Annotated in this window: 20 protein-coding genes and 1 pseudogene; 6 read left to right on the forward strand and 15 right to left on the reverse strand. The window is 68.1% G+C overall.

Features of this window, described 5'->3' with window-relative positions; all coding sequences use genetic code 11:
* Nucleotides 1–1,271: 1,271 nt before the first annotated feature.
* The 5 genes and pseudogenes from ACFQLX_RS20465 to ACFQLX_RS20485 all read right to left on the reverse strand — a co-directional run bounded on the left by ACFQLX_RS20465 (nucleotide 1,272) and on the right by ACFQLX_RS20485 (nucleotide 5,315).
* A complete protein-coding gene (locus ACFQLX_RS20465; RefSeq protein WP_386417235.1) occupies nucleotides 1,272–1,940 on the reverse strand; it encodes a hypothetical protein in 669 nt (222 codons plus the stop codon).
* A 236-nt stretch (nucleotides 1,941–2,176) separates the two neighbouring features.
* Nucleotides 2,177–2,500: pseudogene (locus ACFQLX_RS20470) on the reverse strand (HIRAN domain-containing protein); the annotation flags it as partial.
* Nucleotides 2,501–2,729: 229 nt separating this feature from the next.
* Nucleotides 2,730–3,722: an HNH endonuclease signature motif containing protein gene (locus ACFQLX_RS20475; RefSeq protein WP_386417237.1), complete on the reverse strand. Its 993-nt coding sequence runs from the start codon at nucleotides 3,720–3,722 to the stop codon at nucleotides 2,730–2,732.
* Nucleotides 3,723–3,811: 89 nt separating this feature from the next.
* The gene (locus tag ACFQLX_RS20480; RefSeq protein ID WP_386417238.1) at nucleotides 3,812–4,603 is read right to left on the reverse strand and encodes a DUF6414 family protein; all 792 of its coding nucleotides are present in this window, start codon (nucleotides 4,601–4,603) and stop codon (nucleotides 3,812–3,814) included.
* 79 nt (nucleotides 4,604–4,682) lie between these two features.
* Nucleotides 4,683–5,315, reverse strand: a complete 633-nt coding sequence (locus ACFQLX_RS20485) for a hypothetical protein (RefSeq protein WP_386417240.1) — start codon at nucleotides 5,313–5,315, stop codon at nucleotides 4,683–4,685.
* A gap of 812 nt (nucleotides 5,316–6,127) precedes the next feature.
* Between ACFQLX_RS20485 and ACFQLX_RS20490 the strand changes: the two genes are divergently transcribed.
* Nucleotides 6,128–6,337 (forward strand): LexA family protein, encoded by a 210-nt coding sequence (locus ACFQLX_RS20490; protein WP_386417241.1) that lies wholly within the window; start codon nucleotides 6,128–6,130, stop codon nucleotides 6,335–6,337.
* Nucleotides 6,338–6,509: 172 nt separating this feature from the next.
* Here ACFQLX_RS20490 and ACFQLX_RS20495 read toward each other — a convergent pair whose 3' ends face one another.
* Complete coding sequence (locus ACFQLX_RS20495) at nucleotides 6,510–6,947, reverse strand: DUF4240 domain-containing protein (RefSeq protein WP_386417242.1); 438 nt, start codon at nucleotides 6,945–6,947, stop codon at nucleotides 6,510–6,512.
* Between the two features lie 426 nt (nucleotides 6,948–7,373).
* Here ACFQLX_RS20495 and ACFQLX_RS20500 point away from each other — a divergent pair, with 426 nt between their 5' ends.
* From ACFQLX_RS20500 to ACFQLX_RS20510, 3 genes are all read left to right on the forward strand, one after another.
* Nucleotides 7,374–7,637 carry a CopG family transcriptional regulator gene (locus ACFQLX_RS20500; RefSeq protein WP_386417244.1) on the forward strand — a complete coding sequence of 88 codons (264 nt, stop codon included), beginning with the start codon at nucleotides 7,374–7,376 and terminating at the stop codon, nucleotides 7,635–7,637.
* On the forward strand, nucleotides 7,634–8,047 hold the full coding sequence (locus ACFQLX_RS20505; protein WP_386417246.1) for a PIN domain-containing protein: 414 nt from the start codon (nucleotides 7,634–7,636) through the stop codon (nucleotides 8,045–8,047). The genes ACFQLX_RS20500 and ACFQLX_RS20505 overlap by 4 nt, the downstream gene beginning before the upstream one ends.
* A gap of 98 nt (nucleotides 8,048–8,145) precedes the next feature.
* A complete protein-coding gene (locus ACFQLX_RS20510) occupies nucleotides 8,146–8,574 on the forward strand; it encodes a DUF7660 family protein (RefSeq protein WP_386417247.1) in 429 nt (142 codons plus the stop codon).
* 117 nt (nucleotides 8,575–8,691) lie between these two features.
* On the opposite strand, the gene ACFQLX_RS20515 is transcribed toward ACFQLX_RS20510, so the two are convergent.
* From ACFQLX_RS20515 to ACFQLX_RS20530, 4 genes are read right to left on the reverse strand one after another with little or no spacing between them, the layout of a single operon-like run.
* Entirely contained in the window at nucleotides 8,692–9,897 is a 1,206-nt protein-coding gene (locus ACFQLX_RS20515) for an ABC transporter permease (RefSeq protein WP_386417249.1), read from the reverse strand.
* On the reverse strand, nucleotides 9,897–10,592 hold the full coding sequence (locus ACFQLX_RS20520; RefSeq protein WP_386417251.1) for an ABC transporter ATP-binding protein: 696 nt from the start codon (nucleotides 10,590–10,592) through the stop codon (nucleotides 9,897–9,899). The genes ACFQLX_RS20515 and ACFQLX_RS20520 overlap by 1 nt, the downstream gene beginning before the upstream one ends.
* Nucleotides 10,589–11,734: a peptidoglycan-binding protein gene (locus tag ACFQLX_RS20525; RefSeq protein WP_386417253.1), complete on the reverse strand. Its 1,146-nt coding sequence runs from the start codon at nucleotides 11,732–11,734 to the stop codon at nucleotides 10,589–10,591. Before ACFQLX_RS20525 ends, ACFQLX_RS20520 begins: the two co-directional genes overlap by 4 nt.
* Nucleotides 11,731–12,258 (reverse strand): hypothetical protein, encoded by a 528-nt coding sequence (locus ACFQLX_RS20530; RefSeq protein WP_386417255.1) that lies wholly within the window; start codon nucleotides 12,256–12,258, stop codon nucleotides 11,731–11,733. Before ACFQLX_RS20530 ends, ACFQLX_RS20525 begins: the two co-directional genes overlap by 4 nt.
* Before the next feature lie 241 nt (nucleotides 12,259–12,499).
* Between ACFQLX_RS20530 and ACFQLX_RS20535 the strand changes: the two genes are divergently transcribed.
* Nucleotides 12,500–13,156 carry a response regulator transcription factor gene (locus tag ACFQLX_RS20535; RefSeq protein WP_386417257.1) on the forward strand — a complete coding sequence of 219 codons (657 nt, stop codon included), beginning with the start codon at nucleotides 12,500–12,502 and terminating at the stop codon, nucleotides 13,154–13,156.
* Nucleotides 13,153–14,442, forward strand: a complete 1,290-nt coding sequence (locus tag ACFQLX_RS20540; protein ID WP_386417259.1) for a sensor histidine kinase — start codon at nucleotides 13,153–13,155, stop codon at nucleotides 14,440–14,442. Before ACFQLX_RS20535 ends, ACFQLX_RS20540 begins: the two co-directional genes overlap by 4 nt.
* A 9-nt stretch (nucleotides 14,443–14,451) precedes the next feature.
* Here ACFQLX_RS20540 and ACFQLX_RS20545 read toward each other — a convergent pair whose 3' ends face one another.
* From ACFQLX_RS20545 to ACFQLX_RS20565, 5 genes are read right to left on the reverse strand one after another with little or no spacing between them, the layout of a single operon-like run.
* Nucleotides 14,452–15,267, reverse strand: coding sequence for an ABC transporter ATP-binding protein (locus tag ACFQLX_RS20545; RefSeq protein WP_386417260.1), 816 nt, complete (start codon nucleotides 15,265–15,267; stop codon nucleotides 14,452–14,454).
* Nucleotides 15,264–16,235: an ABC transporter ATP-binding protein gene (locus ACFQLX_RS20550; RefSeq protein ID WP_386417262.1), complete on the reverse strand. Its 972-nt coding sequence runs from the start codon at nucleotides 16,233–16,235 to the stop codon at nucleotides 15,264–15,266. The genes ACFQLX_RS20545 and ACFQLX_RS20550 overlap by 4 nt, the downstream gene beginning before the upstream one ends.
* On the reverse strand, nucleotides 16,235–17,131 hold the full coding sequence (locus ACFQLX_RS20555) for an ABC transporter permease (protein WP_386417264.1): 897 nt from the start codon (nucleotides 17,129–17,131) through the stop codon (nucleotides 16,235–16,237). Before ACFQLX_RS20555 ends, ACFQLX_RS20550 begins: the two co-directional genes overlap by 1 nt.
* Nucleotides 17,128–18,081 carry an ABC transporter permease gene (locus ACFQLX_RS20560; protein WP_386417266.1) on the reverse strand — a complete coding sequence of 318 codons (954 nt, stop codon included), beginning with the start codon at nucleotides 18,079–18,081 and terminating at the stop codon, nucleotides 17,128–17,130. The genes ACFQLX_RS20555 and ACFQLX_RS20560 overlap by 4 nt, the downstream gene beginning before the upstream one ends.
* Nucleotides 18,081–19,709: an ABC transporter substrate-binding protein gene (locus ACFQLX_RS20565; RefSeq protein ID WP_386417267.1), complete on the reverse strand. Its 1,629-nt coding sequence runs from the start codon at nucleotides 19,707–19,709 to the stop codon at nucleotides 18,081–18,083. Before ACFQLX_RS20565 ends, ACFQLX_RS20560 begins: the two co-directional genes overlap by 1 nt.
* Nucleotides 19,710–19,767 lie beyond the last annotated feature (58 nt).

A 19,767-nucleotide genomic window follows, 5' to 3' on the forward strand; every position in this document is an offset into this window, starting at 1 on the left:
GCAGCCCTCACCTGCTACAAGAGACTCGCGAAGCTCACCACGTGAGACATCCTCTAAAGCGCAGCCCAACTATAGGGAAGGAATCCCAACCAAAGCCGCTCCGCCAGCCTCTCGCTACGAAGTTTCGGATTCGCCAAGGAGCGGCTTTTGTAGCGCTTTTTCAGCGCTCTGCATGAATAGATGATGCTCGTCTTGGAAGGCGGAAATCTCGATCTTAAGTTGAGTAAGATGCCTCTCCGGAAATTCTCTTGATGACGCTATTGAATCCATTATGTCGCGCGCTGCCAATAGGTGTAGCCAGGCATCTCCTGAATGTTTTGCGACAGAGCTGGGTCCCGCCAGGTCAACCCTGCTGACTGCTTGGAACATGGCATGCTGCACGTCCTGCGGCTCGCGAGATACTCGGGAGATAAGTTCCCAGTCGAATCCTTCTGAATCTGCGTTCGGGACATCCTGCAGGGATGTGCAATTTATCGGGTTAAATTGCATTAGAAGAAGCTCCAATTGTTCAGTAGTGGAAATGTATGAGAGGTAGGATTCACGTCGCTCCTCCCGTAGTCGAGTCGCATGTGATAGTGCAGCTCCATCCGTTATCTGCCTCCGGGAGGCCTGATATCCCAACCATGCAGATCCAAGCGTCCCTGAGACGCCAACTACCGCTCCGAGGAGTGCCGCGATTCCGCCATCCATAAGGCCATGCTGTCATGAGCCCTAACCTTTCTATGGCGCAATTTATAAATGGTCACCTGGTGCCCGTATGATCCAGCTTTAGCCAATCTGTCTAGCCGCATCAGCAGGAAGGTCGTAGAGCTGTCCTGCACGACAGCGGTGGTGCCCAGGGGCGCTCCGAGGCGCAAGCCGAACCGGTGGGAGTAAGAGGCCGCTCGCTGGATGGCCATGCGGCGTGGCGCACGATCAAGCCTGAGTCGTCCGCTTCGGGCCGTCGGCCATACAGCAGCGGAGTACAGCAACCGGCGTCAACCGATGGCGTCCGTTCAGGGCGATTGCCTAGCTGGTGTGACCGTCAATGACCAAGTCTGCATAGAGCTACGGATCAGAAGGTGGCCGTGCCCCAACCGTGCCCGATCGAGCGGGGAACCACGTGGAACAGCGGGCAGCCACAGCGCGCGGACCCGAGAACAGCCCCCGACCGAAGCATCCAGGGCAGGGGCTATTCTCGCTGCTCACAGTGCGGAGGCGGTGGAATTTGAACCCACGGTGACATCGCTGCCATGACGGTTTTCCGGCCAGTTTGGCCGACGTGGCGACGGCTACTGAGCGGCCGGCCGTCCGGGCGAGCCGCTAGGCCTCGGTGAGTCATGTCTACTGTGCCCTTGGAAATAGGCCTCACGAGGTGGCCGGTCAGGGAGCCAGGGCCACTCTGTCGACCGACGGCCGAGCGTCGCGTCCTTGAGCGTTGCGGAAACACCGAGTTCGACGCGCATGGCGTTCTTCAGCACCTCCACCAGGTCTTGGGCCTGGAACCAGGATGGGTAGTACTCCGTAAACGCACGTCGAGTCTCGACATAGCTAGTCAATTCCAGGAGCGCGCCCGACACCCTGCCCGCAAGATCTGCCACCCCCGGGGTTGCCAGCAGTTCCACCTCTCCCAACGCTGGCTGAAGAGCCTCGTCCCACTTCACAAGGTAGTCAGCCAACCCCTCGACGATCAACTCCTCGTTGTCGTCGGCGATCGGCTGCTCGCCGTCGTACGACAAGAAGGCCGCCACACTGTCGATCTCCTTCAACATCGACTCGGCAAGCCCAAGAAAGCTTGAGTAGCTCGCCCGCCGATCAGTCAGCCAGCGACGCTCGTCTTCTGCCGCCAGACGTCTCTCATCCGCGCGTCGAGCAAGGCTTCCGCTGATGAGCACGCCTCCGAAACTGCCCACAAGGGCAAATCCGCCAGCGAGAAGCGCCCCGGTCGTTTGAGGGTCCACTGTCAGCTCCCGTGTGGCTCGCGCCCGATGAGTTGATGCCTCTCGTGCAACCTCTTCGGATCGTCCCATGGTCGCCGATAGTGCTGGGCGGAGGCCGCCATTCGCCGTATCTGCTGCTCTTCAGCGCTTGATCGATCCGGAGGCTCGCTGTCGCAACCGCAGCGTCCGATACCCGTGCCACAACCGTGCCAGATCGTGCGAGGAACCACGGGGAACCGAGGGGACCAAGCCGGCGGTCAGGCAAGCCGCTTCGCCACTTCGCCACAGCTCAGTGCAGCAACTCCCGCCAGAACGGCCACTGCCTCGCACTTCACTCCCGGTCCCGTCCCCCTCAGGCTCACTGCCGAGAGTTGCACTCCCTCAGCGATCAATCGGGACCAAACACGAGCTTTCTGCTTATTGACGTAGCCAATCGGTCCGTTGCCCCGGTTGGGGTAGACCGCTACAGCGTAGGCGTCGTGGGGGTTGTCAGGCTCAGGCGCCAAGCGCAACGGCTGGCCTGGGCGTAGATCAGGCTGCTTTGCCGCCGCCTGGTAGTACGCAACACCACGTAGGTTCGTAACGTAGAGTCCGGCGCGCTGGAGTCGCCGGTCAGCTTAGGCCCTTCTGCTCTCCCGCCCCATCGCAACTCTCGGCCAAAGTCTCTCCGCACCGGCCGCGCGGTACCGTCTCTGTCCCGAGGGGATAGCGATGACCAGCGACGTTGTCCCTGGACCCAGCTCATGAGTACTGTCCACGGAAGAGCTCCTTCGACGCTGTCGGTCTACAAAACTCCGATGACTTAAAGTGCTAGCGGCTCGCGCCTCCTTGCTCCCTCACCCTGGCTTGTATTGCCTCTATCCCCGGATAAGGTCGGGCATGACTCAGCGCCTCATCATCGTATTCTTCGCGAGTAAATCGATTCACGAATACCCCATCTCCTATGCGATGAGGAAGTATGCCTTCCTCGAATCTATATAGCGGGTCAATTTCGGATCGAACTGCGGTGCAGACGTAGTTGGTGGCCTTCGTGAGTTCCAACGACAGTTCGTACAGAACGTCGGTACGCCAATGAAAGTCCTTTAGGGCGGCGTCATACTCCGGCTGGCTCATATATCGGTGCTTGTATTCCCGATAAATCTCCCACACGCCTTCCCTTCCAATAATGGGCTCCATGGAGGATCGGATGTGGTTGACAACGTCGCTCAGAGCGTAAGCATAGTTATCAAACGCCCGTTTAACTTCGGGGTGCTGACCGGGGAAATATCGAGTAGCAACCCACTCAGCCAGCTCTGTGAGACGATCAATCTCGGTCTCTGAAAGCCTGGGAACGGGAGTGTTCAGCCTCCAAGTGAGTCCCTGCCAATCGTTCAACCCTGCCTTTTGGGCCCAGGTTTCAGTCAGAGCAAGTACCCGAAGTTCGATCTCTTCTCGGTGATGCTCCTGGACATCCTTAAGCCCGTACTGTGCCGCCTCGTGGTCGGCTTTCATGCGTCTGAGAGTTTCGACCGAATAACCCATACCATCCCTCTTGTCGATGAGACGATGGTGAGTTGGGCATAGCAAAATGAGGTTCTCGTAGGAATCTATATTATCTGCAGGGTACGCGCTATCGAATCTGGGACCATCCTTGCTGCCTGAAATTATGTGAGCCTCTTCCCCGAGTGGGATTCCGGCAGCCTCCAACACTTGTGAACCGTCATCATGGAGATTGACCGTGAGTCGCTGATTGCACCCCGAAAATGCGCACAGGTCAGATGAGCGTGCCCATAGAACTTTGCGTGCCGTATTACCTATTGCCATTCACGCCCTCCACTTGATCCACCGCAGTGGCATGCCACGTTACCGAGCAGCTTCAGCCCAAGTCTCGAACCGCCGGCCTTTTAGTGCCGCTAGCGATAGATCGCTAGAATATCCATCGTGAAAGCTGGGCCGCGTAGCGTTGTCTCGTCCGAATTTGAAGTCGGCTCACTTTCGGCCCGCCGCCTTTGGCTGCGATTCATCAGTGAGGCGCCTGGCAGCGCAAGAAGGTAATGGCTTTCCCCAACTCGCCACCTTCTTGCGATCTTGCCCACTACGCAAACTTCGCCCTCAAGGGTTTCGCCCACGTAGTCCTTGCTCAACTTTCCAGCTACCTTTGGACCATCTTCTTCTTGATCGCCTACGATGACCACGTCAGATTGAATTACGCCTGTCATGTCTCGCATGGCGCGCACTTCTTCCTGGCCCGGAAGGTCGTCTGCGGAATGCCCCATCACTGGGGCAATTGACCTGAAGGCTCCTAGCATATCGAGCATCTGACTCAACTGCTCGGGCTGACTCAGTAGCTGAATTGTTGGAGGCACCTCGATCTCGACAGTGACGCTGATCAGTTGCCCTACGGACAACGAATCGAATGATGCGGACAGGTCCGCCACGTCCACGTAGTTCCATCTCTCGGGATCGGCATCAAGTGCACGAATCAGGCGCGTAAATTGATGACTCGGCGTCTCGCGCACGATCATCTCACGCTCTTCGTTTACTGATCTCTCTTCCGACAGATCCGGGCCAACTCCTCTTCGTTCCTCCGTCTGCGATCTCCTCGTTGTTGATTGATCGGAGATTCCTCCCTCAACAACGGATAGGTAGTTGCTGAGTGATTTTTCGTCGAGGTATAGAAAGCGAGGAAGAGCGGGAACAGGCATATGGACTCCTTGCATCTACGCAACGGTCATGAGCTATGAATAAACTTGGCGGCTCGATCCCGTTCTCGCCGCCTCGCCTTTAAACGCCTGACCGTAGTTTCCCGAATGCGGCCTCAAGAGAGTCGCGCTCTTCTTGTGCCACCTCACGGGAAGAGTTGTCGTATGTGATGTACGAATCCGGATACCGGATGTGAGGGATGCGGAGCGTGAAATCAATAAGAGTTTGCCATCCTTCTTTATGTCCAACCTTCACTTCGACCCGCGCCACGTAATCGCGGACTTCTGGAATGAAGGCTGGAAAATCTGCGCCGAACTCTATGAAAACCTGCTCGGCCGCACGGCCAGAAATTGCGAAGGAGGATTTCATGTTTCGATCCTCGCCCTGCTTTGGGCGAAGCTGAGTGCAAGCAGCCTGCCATTGCAATGTCCCGACAGATTGCCCTCCGTCAGGAAAGGTCACTCTCAAATCGAGGATTACGATGGGCTTTGCTCCCGTGTTGTACAACACGAGAGGAAGTCGCAAGCGTGCCAGACTGCTTGTAATGGCGGCAGAAAACGACTGCGGTTCCCAGGACTTGAGATTGCCTTGATAGGCGTTGAGTAGCCAGAAGGTTACGACGGTAAAAACCAGAGCGCATCCAGCAACGATTGCCGCCGGAGTCATCGCCGTTAAGCTGCTCTGTTGATCCGCAGAAATGATCAATGTGTGCACCTGGCGAGTATCTCACTCAGGGCCGACATCGCACTGGCCTTTGGCGCACCTGAACCGTTTGCTCCGTTTGTGTGATATCCCCTAATTGATCCTGGTGTACTTCAGGCTCGTATCGCAGCGATGTACAGCAAGCGTGGTGGCCGACCACGCCATCCGTGGCGTCTCGGAACCTCCGCCTGGCCCAGTTTGGCCTTCAATGTCCACCCTGGTTTGAGCTTGTAATCAGAGGTCATCCTGAGTCTGGGCATCACCCGCATGGACAGCGAACGGCAGGGAAGGCGCGATTCGAGCAGGGGGTGATGCGATGGAAGACGGCCAACGTGTAGCGGTCGCGGTCGCGTTGCTGCTGCTCATCGGCGTTGTCCTGGTGCTCCGTGAATGGCTCGGCTTCTGATTGGCATTCGCGATCACGGCAACCCTGGTCATCGCCACGTTCTACGCCGCCCCGATGCTTCGCCGCGAGATTGCCGTACGTCGCTTCGCCCGGCGCCTGCGCCAGCGCTGAGAAGATCCCACCCCGTGGTTCACCCGTGCGTGTGCTGCACTAGAAATCGAACACATGCTTGAATCTGAGGCGTGGCGCACATGTTCCCCGACGGCCTCGTGGCGGGCCAGCGTGCCTGGTACGCCGTCTACCGACAGCTTGCGGACCGCATCGACGGACCGAGTCAGACCACGGTGCTCCGGCGACGGTTGCAGCGGCTGAGCGTGCAGGTCTCCACCCACCCGTACTGGACCACGCACGCCGGCCGGGCACCCGCGGCCCGCATGGCGCTGCCGGAACTAGCCCGACCCGATAAGGGGAGCCGAGCATGACCGCAAGCCCAGTCCCGCCGACCGCACGGCGAGCACAGATCCTGAAGTTCATCCGGCAGTACACACAAGAGCACGACACACCGCCGACCTTGCGAGAGATCACCGACGCGGTCGGCATGCGGAGCACCTCCGGCGTGCACTACCACCTCAAGCAGATGCACATGCAGGAGCTGCTCCGGCGCAACCGGTCCACGTCGCGCCGATAGCCGGCTCGCTGGCTCGGGTCGCTGCCCGTTGTCCACTTCCTTGTCCACTACACCCCCGGTCACCGAGGTTCGCTGCCATCCAGGTGCGCCGTCTTACATGCATGTGGATACGGCCACGAACAACGGCGGACCACCGTACGGACAGTTGGAAAGCGTGTTGGGGGCGTTGCCGTCAACGGTAGAAGAGCGCGGTCAGCTGCGGCAGGCGCCGTCGCATCTCGTCAACATCGTCAAAATCGAAGTCTTTCCCCATGTCGATCTGCGATTCACTGCTGTCCTGGCGCGCGGAATGATACCGGTCCCACGCTAGGTAAAAGTCCTCTACATCGCCTGTCTGCCGTGCAAAGGCATCGCTGGCCACGTAGTTGATCGCTTCAAGGAACACAGCCTCGTCACTTCCGCTGGCCGCGGCTTCGATCACCGCGGGGTGATCGGCAAGGCTGTCGGGAGCGGCCGCGGCTCGCTCGTACCAGTCGCGCCCCAGTCCGATGAGGGTGTCGGCGACGATTACCCCCGAGCGCTGATTGCTTGCGCGCGCCGACTCAACCAACTCCCAGAACTCGTTCATGTCCATGATCAGGCGCTGTGCCATGAAGGTCTGACACGTCACATGTGCGCATGATGACTCGCGCGCGATTGCCGGGGAGCGGTCGACTGGTCGACTCCTTCGCTACCCCAAACTGCGCTGTGATGCTTCGACCCAATCTTCATCGAACTCCCTGGAACCCACCTCATCATGATCACGATCTCGCGGGACATGCACGGGATGACCATTACGGCTAGAGATCTCGACAAGCGTCCGAACTGCGAGTATGCCAAGAACCGAACCGGACTCCGGAGCCGTGTGTGCAGGTTCGAATCCTGCCGGGGGCACAGACGCCGGAACGGCGAGATCAAGCCGCTGACCAGCAGAAGTGCCACACACAAAGAGCCGGACCCAGTCCCACTGGGTCCGGCTCTTTGTCGTTTCCTGCCTCGGCTGCCGCCGGTCAATGACCCACCCCTCTGTAGGAGGATGAGAAGTAGGATAGGGGGCATGAGCGAGCCTACCGGTAAGTACTCGATCACCATGCCGCGCGATGTCGCGGAAGCTGCCCGGAGGCGCAGTGGGCCCTCCGGGCTCTCCGCCTATGTTGCCGCGGCCGTTGCCCGGCAGATCGAGCGTGACAACCTCAACGAACTCATCGGCGTTGCCGAGGCCGAGCACGGGCCCATCGCCGACGATGAGGTCCAGGCGCTGCGCGACCAGCTCCACCAGGCCCGGCGGGGGCAGTCCCCCGGCGAGGCGGACGCCGCGTGACGCGTTCCCCCGCCGCCCCTGGTGGCACCCTCGTCCTCGACAGCGAGGGACTGGCCAAGGCCGTGCTGCGCGACCGTACGGTCACCGGCTGGCTCGCGCTGGCCCGCGCCGACGACCTCCGCGTCGTCACCTCCGCCGCCACCCTCGTCGAGGTGGTCCACCCCCGCATCAACCGGCCGGCTCTGGAATGGACCCTGTCCCGCCTCGTCGTCGAACCGGTCACTGAACCGATCGCCCGCCACGCGGCCGCACTCCTGGCCGACGCGGGACTGCACGGCCACAAGTGCGCCATCGACGCCATCCTCGCCGCCACCGCCCTCGCCGCCCCCGGCCCCGTCACGCTCCTCACCTCCGACCCCGAGGACCTCGCCGCGCTGTGCGGCCCGCGCGCCACCGCCATCAAGGTCTGAGCCCGGCGCCCACGTTGAGGCGGTGCACGGCGGGTCCGGGGGTGTCGCGCCGTGTTTCGCTCGGGCACACTGCACGCAGCCGTATGCAGGGGGAGCGTATGAGTGAGCGCGATGTCGAGGCCCGGGTCGAGGAGTTGGCCCGGGGGTTGCGGCGGGTGGCCGCTGGGCTGTTGGAGGCGGCGGCGGAGCACCCGGATGCCGCGCGGGTACGGGAGCTGTCGACGGCGGCCCGGGTGCTGGCGAACGACGTGCTGGCGCGCTTGGACGGGGAAGCCGTCGAGGAGTTCCCGGCCCACCAGGTCGACTCCCGCGAAGCTCTGGCGGCGCACGTCCTCGCTCTGCGCGACGACCTGCTCGCGCGAGGTGCCGAGTGGGAGAACGCCACGATCGAGTCGTACCTGGAAGCACTGGCCGCATGGATCAAGGATTCGCCGGGGTGGTACCGCAACGTCGGGCTGGAGATGCCGACTTGCGGTGACTGGACGTTCGTCGCACGGGCTATGAGCGCAGCTGTCGGCTATGAGTGAGCCTCTTTCGTCCTGGACAGCCGCAGGTCGAGAAGAAGTGCGCTGCGTGGGCGGCGGCGCCGATGCGGGGGAACGGCGCCGCCGCCCTGGCAGGTGTGGTCGAGCGGGGAGAGCGCATCAAGGAGTCGCCAGGGCCTCCGTCGGGGAGAGGCGGGCGGCGCGGACCGCGGGGTAGAGGCCCGCCAGGGCGCCTATTGCCAGGGTGGTGGCGAGGCCGCCCGCCATTGCCCAGGGTGGGATGGTCGTGGGCCAGTTCTGGTAGAGCGTGTACGTGGTCGTCGCGCCGGCTCCCAGGAGTGCGCCTCCCAGGCCGCCGAGGGCTGAGAGCAGGAGGGATTCGGCCAGGAACTGGGTGCGGATCTGGCCACGGGTGGCGCCCAGGGAGCGGCGCAGGCCGATCTCCGCGCGGCGTTCGAGGACCGAGATGACCATGGTGTTGGCGACGCCGACGCCGCCGACCAGCAGTGCCACCGCGCCCAGGCCCAGGAGCAGGCCGGTGAAGGCCTTGCTCGCGGCCTGCTTCGCGGCGAGCGCGTCGGAGGGGCGGGAGACCTTGACCTCGCTGGGGCTCCGCGGGTTCGCGGTGGCGCCCAGGACGGACTGGACGTCCGTGACGTCGGCGTCGTCGCTGCGGGTGTAGATGGTGGTGGGGTGGCCGTCGAAGCCGAGTTCGGCCCGGGCGGCGGACCAGCCGACGAGGGCGGCGGTGTCCAGTTCGGGGGCGAGCGGGGCCGGGCGCAGGATGCCGATGACGGTGAAGTAGCGGCCGGCGATGAGGACTTGGGTGTCGGGGTCCAGATGGCCGATGCCCAGGCGGTCGGCGGCGTCGGCGCCGAGCACCACCGCCGGGTAGCGGCTGGTGGCGGTGTTGAGCCAGGTGCCGCTGCGCAGTACGGCGCCGGTGGTGGCACGCAGGTCGGTGCGGGCGGCGTAGGCGGCGAGGCCCCCGCTGTCGGTCCTGGGGATCCTCTCGCTGCGGTAGACGTCCGCGCCGCTGACCTTGCCGAGTGCGGAGGTGGAGGTGACCGGTTTGATCCGGGCGACCATCTCCTCGGCGGTGACGGGCAGTTTCGCGCTGTCGCCGGCCATCGTGCTGCCGGGGCTGACGGTGAGCAGGTTGGTGCCCAGGGAGGCCAGGGTGCGGTCGAGGTCGGCGCGGGAGGAGGTGGAGATGCCGATGACGGCGACCATGGCGGCGATGCCGATGGCGATGCCCAGCGCGGACAGAAAGGCCCGCAACGGCCGGGTGCGCAGGCCCACGGCGCCGATCCTGACCACGTCGGCGGGGTGCAGTCGCGCCGGACGCAGGATGGCGGCGGCCATCAGCGCACCCCCGCGGAGGAGGTCGCGGCGCCCCGGGCGGCGTCGGCGATGACACGTCCGTCGCGCATCCGCACCTGCCGGGGCAGGCCCGCGGCGATCTCCCGCTCGTGCGTGATGACCACGACGGTGGTGCCGGCGGAGTGCAGTTCACGCAGCAGCCGCATGACGCCGGCCCCGGAGGCGGAGTCCAGGGCTCCGGTGGGTTCGTCGGCCAGCAGCAGCGCGGGCCGGCCGGCGACGGCGCGGGCGATGGCCACGCGCTGGCGCTCGCCTCCGGACAGTTCGTGCGGTTCGTGCTCCAGGCGGTGGCCGAGGCCCACGCGGTGCAGGACGGCCGTTGCCCGGCGGCGGCGCTCGCCGGCGCGCAGTCCGGTGTAGACGAGCCCGTCGGCGACGTTGTCCAGCGCCGGGGTGTTGGCCGCCAGGTGGAAGTGCTGGAAGACGAAGCCGATGTGCCGGGCCCGCAGGGCGGAGAGTTCGGCGTCGGAGAGCGCCGCGGTGTCGTGGCCGTCGATGCGTACGGTGCCGGTGGTGGGACGGTCCAGGGTGCCGAGCAGGTGGAGCATGGTGGACTTGCCGGAGCCGGAGGGGCCGATGATGCCCACCAGTTCGCCGCGGCCGATGGACAGGGTCACGCCGGCCAGCGCGGTGACACCGCCGGGATAGGACTTGGTGGCATCCGTCAGGGTGATCACTTGGGTACCCCCACTCTGGTGCCCTCGGTGATGCCGTCGCCGGCTATCTCCACCCGGCCGCCCGCGAACAGGCCGGTGGTGACGGGTACGTACACGGCTTCGCGGCCCCGTACGACCTCCACGCCGAAGCCGCCCTCGGCGAGCGCGAGCAGGGCCGCCACCGGCACGGTGAGTACGTTCGCGCGCTCACCGGAGGTGAAGTCCACGTGCACGCCCGCCTGCCCGTAGGCGCCGGCGGCCTTGCGGGCCTTCGCGTCCGCCGGGGCGACGACCACGGCGAGGACGGTCTTCGCCTCCTGCCCCTGCTCGGCGGGCTTCAGGACGGTCGTGGCCTCGGTGACCCTCCCGTTGACGGTACTGCTGTCGGGGAGCCGGACGCCGACCTTGCGGCCCTTCGCGGCCAGGTGCTGGTCGTCGGTGCCCAGTTCCAGGGTGACGGCCTTGCCGGTGCTGGTGTAGGCCAGCACCTTCTGGCCGGGCGCCGCCTCGTCGCCCGCGGCGGCCTCGACGCCGTCGATACGGACGGCGCCGGCGGTGAAGACCACCCGGCCGAGTTCCACGGTGCCCGTCTCCGGCAGCCCCAGGTCCTCCTGCCAGCGTTCGACGGCCCGGGCGGTGTAGCCGCTGTACTCCTCGTCGACGGTGAACCCGGTGTAGCCGAGGGCGGCGAGGTTGGCCTCCAACTGCTTCACGTCCGGGCCCTCGACGCCCTCCCTCAGCAGGCGGTAGGCGGGCAGCGTGCCGTACATCAGCACCACCGGCCGGTTGTCCACCGTGTAGAGCGCCTGCCCGCGGGAGACCTCCGTACCGGCCTTCGGCAGCCTGGTGAACGTGCCGGGCAGCCGGCCCGACAGGGAGACGGCCGTTCCGTAGCCGAGCTTGCCGTCCTCGCTGCGGATGTCCTTGAGCGTCTGCCGCCGCACCTCGGCGGTGCGGGGCGGCAGGTCCCCAGCCCCCGGACCGTCGTCGCCGCCGCCCGGATCGAGGGTGGCGACGGCGGCCGTACCGGCTGCGACCAGGACGAACACGGTGATGGTGATCTTCCTGACGCGGCGCTCGCGCCGACGGCCGCGACGCTCGCCGGGCGGTGCCTGCGCGTCCTGCGCGTCCTGGACGTCCAGGACCTGCTCCCCGCTGCTCACTGTCCCACCGTGCTGCTCTTGGTGTCCCCGGTCCCGCCGCACTTCTTCTCGGCCGCCTTGAGGTCCGGGTCCTGTGCCTGCTCCGGTCCGAGGTCGACGCCCTCGCCCGGCTTGGGGTCCTTGAAGGACTCCACCCCGTTCTCGCGCATGCAGCGGGCGAACGTGAGCATCTGCTCGCGCTCCTTGGCGTTGTCCTCGTCCGAGGGCGCCGGGGGCTCGAAGGCGCGGCACGCCTCCATGGCCGTGTCGACCTTCGCCTGCCCGCCGCCGTCGACGGGCACTGCCAGCCCCTCGCCGGGCTTGGGGTCCTCGACATCCACCCCGTGTTCGCGCAGGCACTGCGCGAGCTTCACGAGCATCTCGTCCCGGCTCAGGCCGGGCGAGGCGGCGGCCTTGGGGTCCTTCCGGCCGTCGCCGGCCGAGGCGACCCCGTCGTCCCCGCCGCCGTCGGAGCCGCAGCCGGCCAGCGCCAGCGTGAGGGCCACGGGCAGTGCCGCCAGGGCGGCGCGCGTACGGATACGCATCACGTCATCTCCTCGTGTGCCGCCGGTCCGATGCCGGCGCCTGAGGAGGGATGCAACCGGCCCGCGTGTTAACCCACCGTTACCCGCCTCCTCCGGTCGTACGGAAGGAGGCGAACAGGCCCGGGAGTCCGGCTGATGCGTGACCATTAACGAAAAGGAACACGCGTGTCACCGATCATCGCCCCGGGCCCCTTCCGTCGTTTGGCCGGGGAGGGCCGTGCGGACGGAGGGGAGCACGGGAATGCGGGTGCTGGTGGTGGAGGACGAGCCGCTGCTCGCCGACACGATCGCGGAATGGCTGCGCGACGAGGCGCACGCGGTCGACGTCGCCTACGACGGGGCCGCCGCCCTGGAGCGGGCGTGGGTCAACTCCTACGACGTCGTCGTACTGGACCGCGACCTGCCCCTGGTGCACGGCGATGACGTCTGCCGCCGACTCGTCGAGGACGGATCGCCGGCCCGGGTGCTGATGCTCACCGCCGCCGCGGACCTCCGCGACCGGGTGGCCGGGCTCTCCCTGGGCGCCGACGACTACCTCACCAAGCCCTTCGCCCTCCCCGAGCTGGCCGCCCGGGTCCTCGCCCTGGGCCGTCGTACGCGGGCCAGCTCGTCGCCCGTCCTCAGCCGCGCCGGCATCACCCTCGACCCCACCCTGCGCGGGGTGACCCGCGACGGGCGGCCCGTCGGGCTGGCGAAGAAGGAGTTCGCGGTGCTGGCCGAGCTGCTGCAGGCGCAGGGCGCCCCCGTCTCCGCCGAGCACCTGCTGGAGAAGGCATGGGACGAGCACACCGACCCGTTCACCGGAGTGGTCCGGGTGACCGTCCTCAAACTGCGCCGCAAGCTCGGCGATCCGCCCGTCATCGAGACCGTCACCGGAGTGGGGTACCGCATCCCGTGACAGCCGCCGCCCCCCGGCGCCCGCGCGCCCTCCCGACCCGGCTGCGCCCGCGCCGCCTCACCCTGCGCCTTCGGCTCACCCTGGTCTACGGCGGCCTGTTCCTGGCCTCCGGCGTGGTGCTGCTCGGCGCCACCTACGCGTTGTTCAACCAGCAGCTCACCCGCGGGGACAGCGGCCTCAGCGTGCACGGCGAAGGCACCGGTACGCCGCCGCCGGCGCGCGACGGGCAGCGGCCCCCCGAGCAGTCGACGTTCGAGCAGTCGACGTTCGAGGAGCAGGAGCAGAACCGGATCAACGACGCCGCCCTCACCACCCTGCTCACCCAGGGCTTCATCGCGCTGGGCGTCGTCGGCGCCGCCGCGGGCGGCCTGGGCTGGCTCCTCGCCGGCCGGGTCCTGGCCCCGCTGCACCAGGTCACCGCCACCGCGCGCCGGATCGCCTCCGCCCCCAGCGCCGACCGCGGCCTGCACGAGCGCATCGCCCTCGGCGGGGCCGGCGCCGCCGACGACGAGGTCAAGGACCTCGCCACCAGCTTCGACACCATGCTCGAACGCCTCGACGCCTCCTTCGACGGCCAGCGCCGCTTCGTCGCCAACGCCTCCCACGAGCTGCGCACCCCGCTGACGCTCAACCGCTCCCTGGTCGAGATGGCCATGCACCGCAAGACCGCCTCCGACGACGTCAAACAGCTCGGCGAACACCTCCTGGAGATCAACTCCCGGCACGAGCGGCTCATCACCGGACTGCTGCTCCTCGCCAGTACGGAGAACCACGTCCCCGAGCTGACCCCCGTCGACCTCGCCGACGTCGTCACCCATGTGGTCGGCCAGACCGGCGCCGAGGCCCACCGGCGCGGAGTGACCGTGGACGGGGAGGCAGGCCATGCCCCCACCTCGGGGGATCCCCTGCTGCTTGAGCGGCTCGTCCACAACCTGGTGGAGAACGGCATCCGCCACAACACCGGCGAGGACGGCCGGGTCCGCGTGGTCAGCCGCGTCCGGGACCGCGGCCACGTCGAGATCGAGGTCACCAACACCGGCCCCGAGATCCCCCCGTACGAGATCCCCACGCTGTTCGAGCCCTTCCGCCGCCTGGGGACGGAACGGCTCGTCACCGCCAAGGGCGCGGGCCTGGGCCTGTCCATCGCCCGGGCCGTCGCCCGCGCCCACGGCGGCGACATCGCCGCCCGCCCCGGCGGGTCCGGCGGACTGACCGTCACCGTCACGCTGCCCCGCGGGCCGACGCGATCCGCCCACGAGCGCCCGCCCGGACCGGCCCTGCCATAGCCCGGCGCCTCAGACCCCCTCCAGCGCCCGCCGCGCCGCCGCCGCGCCCGCCGGATCCCAGCCGCGGTGGGGGACGGAGTCCAGGAGGAGGCGGGTGTAGGGGTGGGCGGGGGTGGTGAGGACCTGCGGGGTGGGGCCCTGCTCCACCGCCCGGCCCGACTTCAGGACCAGCAGGGCGTCCGTCGTGTGGCGGGCCACCGCCAGGTCGTGGGTGACGAAGAGGAAGCCGATGCCCTCGCGGGTGCGGATCGTGTTCAGCAGCTCCAGGACCTGGGCCTGGATGGAGACGTCCAGTGCCGCCACCGCCTCGTCCAGGATCAGGAAGCGCGGGCGGGCCGCCAACGCGCGGGCTATGGCCACCCGTTGGCGCTGGCCGCCCGAGAGGCGGGCCGGGAGGGCGGCGGCCTCGTGGTCGCCCAGGCCGACCTGGGCGAGCAGCTCGGTGACGCGGGCGCGGTGGTCGCTCAGGCGCGGGAAGTGCAGGCGCAGGACCTCCGCCACGCAGCGGCCCACCGGCACCCGGGGGTCCAGGGAGAGGTAGGGGTCCTGGAAGACCATCTGCACCTCGCGGGCCCGCGCCAGGCGCTCGGCCCGCCCCCGGGCCGGTGTCGAGCGGTCGCGCGCGCCGATACGGACCGTGCCGCCGTCGGGGCGCTCCAGGCCGGCCAGCATCCGTACCGTCGTCGTCTTGCCGCTGCCGGACTCCCCGACCAGGCCCAGCGAGGCGCCGGGCGCGACCGTGAACGACACGTCGTCCACGGCGGGATGACCGCCGTAGCGCTTGCTCAGCCCCTCGACCACGAGGCTCTCGGACCGCGTCGTCACAGCGTGATCCCTTCGTCCGCGCGGTGGCAGGCGACCAGTGCCCCGCCGTGCGCTTCCAGTACGGGGCTCTCCCGCGTGCAGCGCTCCTGGGCGTACGCGCAGCGCGCCGCGAAGGCGCAGCCGGGCGGCGCCTCGGAGAGCGGGACGGGGCGGCCCGGGATGGGGCGCGGGGGCGGGGCGCCGGCCTCGATACGCGGGGTGCTGGCCAGCAGGCCGGCCGTGTACGGGTGGCGCGGGGTGTCGAACAGCTCGCCGGTGGCCGCCGTCTCCACGATCCGGCCCGCGTACATCACGTACACCCGGTCGCAGATCGCCGCCGCCAGCTCCAGGTCGTGCGTGACGAAGAGCAGTCCCGTGCCGCGCTCGTCCTTCAGCCGGGTGAGGATCGCGATGACCTCCGCCTGGGTGGTGACGTCCAGCGCGGTGGTCGGCTCGTCCGCCACCAGCAGCTCGGGCTCGCCGGCCAGCGCGGCGGCGATGACGACGCGCTGGAGCATGCCGCCGGAGAACTGGTGCGGGTAGCGGCGCAGCGCCCCCTCGGGGTCGCGGATGCCGACCGACTCCAGGAGTTCCAGGGCGCGTTGGCGGGCCGCGGCGGCCGAGGCGCCGGTGGCGCGCAGCCCCTCGGTGAGGAAGTCGCCGACGCGGCGCAGCGGGTTCACCGAGGCGCGCGGGTCCTGGTAGACCATGGCGACCTGCCGGGCGCGGGTACGGGCCAACTCGGCGCGGTCCATGGCCAGTACGTCCCGGCCGCCCACCCGCACCTCGCCGGAGGCCGCCGCGCCGCCGGGCAGCAGCCCGAGCACGCTGCGGCACGCCACCGACTTGCCCGAGCCCGACTCGCCGACCAGCCCGACCGTCTCCCCGGCCGCGACCCGCAGCGAGACCCCGTCCAGGATGGGCCGCGCGGCCCGCCCCTCGGACAGGCGTACGTCCAGTCCCTCGATCTCCAGTACCGCAGTCGTCATCACCGCTCCCGCCTCGCGATCCGGTCGGCGAGGCCCTCGCCGACGATGCCGAAGGCCACGACCGCCAGCACGATGCACACCGAGGGCGCCAGCGCGGGCAGCATCGCGCCCTGCTGGAGCGCCGGTTGGCCCTCGTTGATCATGGCTCCCCAGTCGGCCGCGGGCGGCTGCGCCCCGAAGCCGAGGAAGGAGAGCGCGGCCAGGTCCATCAGCGCGTACCCGAAGTTCATCGCGGACTGCGCGAAGACCGTCGGGACGATGTTGGGCAGCAGGTGGCGCAGGCAGATCGTCCAGCCCGACCAGCCCTGCACCCGGTAGGACTCGATGTACGGGCGCGCCTTCTCCTGCCGGGCGATGCCCCGGACCAGCCGCCCGACGTACGGCGTGTAGGCCACCGCCATCGCGATGACCGGCGGGGTCAGGCCCGGACCCAGCACGGCGACCAGCATGATCGCCAGGAGCAGGCCGGGGATCGCGAAGGCCAGGTCCATCGAGCGCGAGAGCAGCGCGTCCGCCCAGCCGCCGCGCCAGGCGGCGACCGTGCCGATCAGGGTGCCGGCGAGGGTGGAGACGGCCACCACCAGCAGCGGTCCGAGCAGTCCGGTACGGGCGCCGTGGACCAGCCGGGAGAGCACGTCGCGGCCCGACTGGTCGGTGCCCAGCAGGTGTTCGCCGCTGCTGCCGGCCAGGCTGGCGGAGAGGTCTACCGCCTCCGGGTCGTACGGGGCCGCCAGCGGCGCGAGCACGGCGAGCAGGACGAGCACGCCCAGCACGCCGACGGCGACGGTGAACAGCGGCCCCTGGCCCAGGGCGCGCAGCCGGCCCAGTCCGGGGCGGCGGGAGAGCGCGGCCGGCACGGGGGCCGGGGTCGCGCCGGGGGGAAGGGCGGTGGTCATCGGGAAGCCTCCCCGTCGAGGGACAGCCGGGGGTCGATCAGCGGGACCAGGAGGTCCACGAGCAGGTTGACGAGGACGAACGCCGCCACGCTGAGCAGCGTGATCGCCTGGACGACGGCGAAGTCCTTGGCGGACACCGACTGCACCAGCAGGGAGCCGACCCCGGAGACGTTGAAGGCGGTCTCCACGATCGAGGTGCTGATCAGCAGGCCGGCGATCATGGTGCCGGCCACGGTGGCGATGGGGCCCAGGGAGTTGCGCAGCACATGGCGGCGCACCACCGCGCCGGGGGCGGCGCCGCGTGCCCGCGCCACCTCCACGTGCTCGCGGCCGAGTTGGTCGAGCATCGCCGAGCGGGTGACGCGGGCGAGCAGCCCGGCGAAGGCGACCGCCAGCGCGACGGCCGGCAGCGTGAGGTGGTAGAGCCGGTCGCCCAGCCCCTCGGCCGTACCGCCGGGGCCGGGGAACCAGCCCAGCTGCACGGAGAAGAGCGAGACCAGGGCGATGGCGCTGACGAACGGCGGCGTCGCCGTGGCCACGCCCGTGGCCACGAGGACCGCGCGGTCCACCCAGCCCGGCCGCAGCGCGGCGGCGATGCCCGCCGCCACGCCGAGGCCGGCGACCAGGAGGGCCGCGTATCCGACGAGCAGGCCGGTCCCGGGCAGCCGGGAGGCCAGCAGCGAGGTGACGCTCTGGTGGTACTGCGCCGAGACGCCGAAGTCCCCGTGCAGGACGGCGCCGAGCCACTTTCCGTACTGCACCGCCAGCGGGTCGTCCAGGTGGTACTGCTCGCGCAGCGCCGCCACCGTCTGCGGTGTCGCCGGGCGGCCGTGGAGGAGGAAGGTCACCGGGTCGCCGGGCGCGAGGTGCACCGTGGAGAAGACCACGAGGGAGGTGACGAGCAGCACCGCGGCCAGGCCCAGCAGCCTGCCTGCCAGATAGCGGGTCATTACTTCGCGGCCCCGATCGAGGCGGCCCACGGGTAGTAGAGCTGCGCGATGCCGGTGGGGGCGCCGGTGACGCCGCTGCCGAGGAACATCGGGTACGGGGCCTCGTACAGCGGGATGATCGGCAGCTCGCGCACCGCGATCTTCTGCAGCTGCGCGGTCAGTTCGGTGCGCTTGGCCGGGTCGGTCTCGGCGTTCGCCCGGTCGAAGACGGCGTCGTACTCGGCGTTCGACCAGCCGCCGTAGTTGCCGAAGTCGCCGGTGCGCAGGTACTGGTAGAACTCCAGCGGGTCGGGGGTGTTGTCGTACCCGTTGGTGATCACCAGGTCGAGTCCCTCGCGGGCCGAGGGGTCGACGAAGATGCTGCTGTACGCCTCGGGGGCGACCGGCTTGAGCGTGACGTCCAGGCCGATCTGGCGGCCCGCCGCCTGGACGGCGTTGGCGACGACGCTGATCTCCGGCGCCAGCGAGCTGGTGGCGACGGTGATCTTCCTGCCGGTGGCGCCGGCCTCGGTGACCAGCTTCTTCGCGGCGGCCGGGTCGTACGTCAGCTCGGGCAGCCCGTCGAAGACCGCATCGGTCCTCTCGGGCGTGAGCGCCCAGGCGCCCCGGGCGGTCGGGGCCTTCGCGGGGATGCCGATCCCGCCCGCGGCGGCCTTGACGATGCCCTTGCGGTCCAGGGCCATGGACAGGGCGCGGCGGACCGTGAGGTCGCCGAGGGCGCCCTTGAGGTTGAGGACGGAGAGGTCGGCGGCGGCGGTGTTGGGGCCGAAGTAGAGCGTGCCCTTGGGGGTGTCGCGCAGCTGGGGGAAGGAGGAGGACGGCAGCAGGTAGCCGCCGTCCGCGTCGCCGGACAGCAGGGCGTTGACGCGGGCCGCCGGGTCCTCGACGAAGGTGAAGACGACCCCGTCGTTCTTGGGGACGAGCGCCTTGTCCCAGTACCGCGGGTACGTCTTGAGGGTGACGCTCTCGCCCTGGGTCCACGTGTCCAGGGCGTACGGGCCGGTGCAGTTCACCGTGCCCTGGGGGGTGCCGTAGTCCTTGCCCTCGGCGGCCAGGGTGGCGGCGGACTCGATGGTGCCGGGGGAGGCGGCCATCAGCTCGTTGAGGAGGACGTCGGGCTTGGTGAGCCTGATCGTCACCTCCAGCGGGCCGGACGCGGTGATGGAGTCGACGTTCTTGAACGTCGTCCCCCAGGGCGAGCCGGTCTTCGGGTCCATCTGCCGCTTGAGGGAGGCGACCACGTCGTCGGCCGTCAGCGGGGAGCCGTCGTGGAAGGTGACGCCCGAACGCAGCGTGTACACCCACGTCCTGGGGTCCGGGTTGGTGAACTTCTCGGCGAGGCCCGGCTCGATCCTCAGGTCCGGGGTGACGCGCAGCAGCTGCTCGCAGACGTTGGCGAGGACCGTGTTGGGCGGGTAGTCGTAGGCCAGGGCGTAGTCGAGCGTGTAGGGCTCGGCGTACAGCGACCAGGTCACCGTGCCGGTCGGGCCCTTCGCCGCCGGGGAGCTCGGTGTGACCTCGTAGGCGGGGGCGGCGGTCCTGTCCTTCGGCTTGTCCGCGCCGGAGCAGCCGGCGGCTGCGACGGCGGTGGCGCAGAGGATCAGTGCGAGGACTCTGGGCGTACGCATGAAACCACCCCTTCACGGGATTCGGCAGGGAACTGTCGGGTGGTGCGGCGGTGCGGGA

It is taken from the genome of Streptomyces polyrhachis, assembly GCF_042663125.1.
In the GTDB taxonomy this organism is placed as follows: Bacteria; Actinomycetota; Actinomycetes; order Streptomycetales; family Streptomycetaceae; genus Streptomyces; species Streptomyces polyrhachii.

Bases quoted from the DNA above. Each gene is read 5' to 3' on its own strand.
- ACFQLX_RS20475 (WP_386417237.1), bottom strand. From the start codon at position 3,722: ATGGCAATAGGTAATACGGCACGCAAAGTTCTATGGGCACGCTCATCT.
- ACFQLX_RS20480 (WP_386417238.1), bottom strand. From the start codon at position 4,603: ATGCCTGTTCCCGCTCTTCCTCGCTTTCTATACCTCGACGAAAAATCA.
- ACFQLX_RS20490 (WP_386417241.1), top strand. From the start codon at position 6,128: ATGACCGCAAGCCCAGTCCCGCCGACCGCACGGCGAGCACAGATCCTG.
- ACFQLX_RS20500 (WP_386417244.1), top strand. From the start codon at position 7,374: ATGAGCGAGCCTACCGGTAAGTACTCGATCACCATGCCGCGCGATGTC.
- ACFQLX_RS20510 (WP_386417247.1), top strand. From the start codon at position 8,146: ATGAGTGAGCGCGATGTCGAGGCCCGGGTCGAGGAGTTGGCCCGGGGG.
- ACFQLX_RS20515 (WP_386417249.1), bottom strand. From the start codon at position 9,897: ATGGCCGCCGCCATCCTGCGTCCGGCGCGACTGCACCCCGCCGACGTG.
- ACFQLX_RS20530 (WP_386417255.1), bottom strand. From the start codon at position 12,258: ATGCGTATCCGTACGCGCGCCGCCCTGGCGGCACTGCCCGTGGCCCTC.
- ACFQLX_RS20535 (WP_386417257.1), top strand. From the start codon at position 12,500: ATGCGGGTGCTGGTGGTGGAGGACGAGCCGCTGCTCGCCGACACGATC.
- ACFQLX_RS20550 (WP_386417262.1), bottom strand. From the start codon at position 16,235: ATGACGACTGCGGTACTGGAGATCGAGGGACTGGACGTACGCCTGTCC.
- ACFQLX_RS20555 (WP_386417264.1), bottom strand. From the start codon at position 17,131: ATGACCACCGCCCTTCCCCCCGGCGCGACCCCGGCCCCCGTGCCGGCC.
- ACFQLX_RS20560 (WP_386417266.1), bottom strand. From the start codon at position 18,081: ATGACCCGCTATCTGGCAGGCAGGCTGCTGGGCCTGGCCGCGGTGCTG.
- ACFQLX_RS20565 (WP_386417267.1), bottom strand. From the start codon at position 19,709: ATGCGTACGCCCAGAGTCCTCGCACTGATCCTCTGCGCCACCGCCGTC.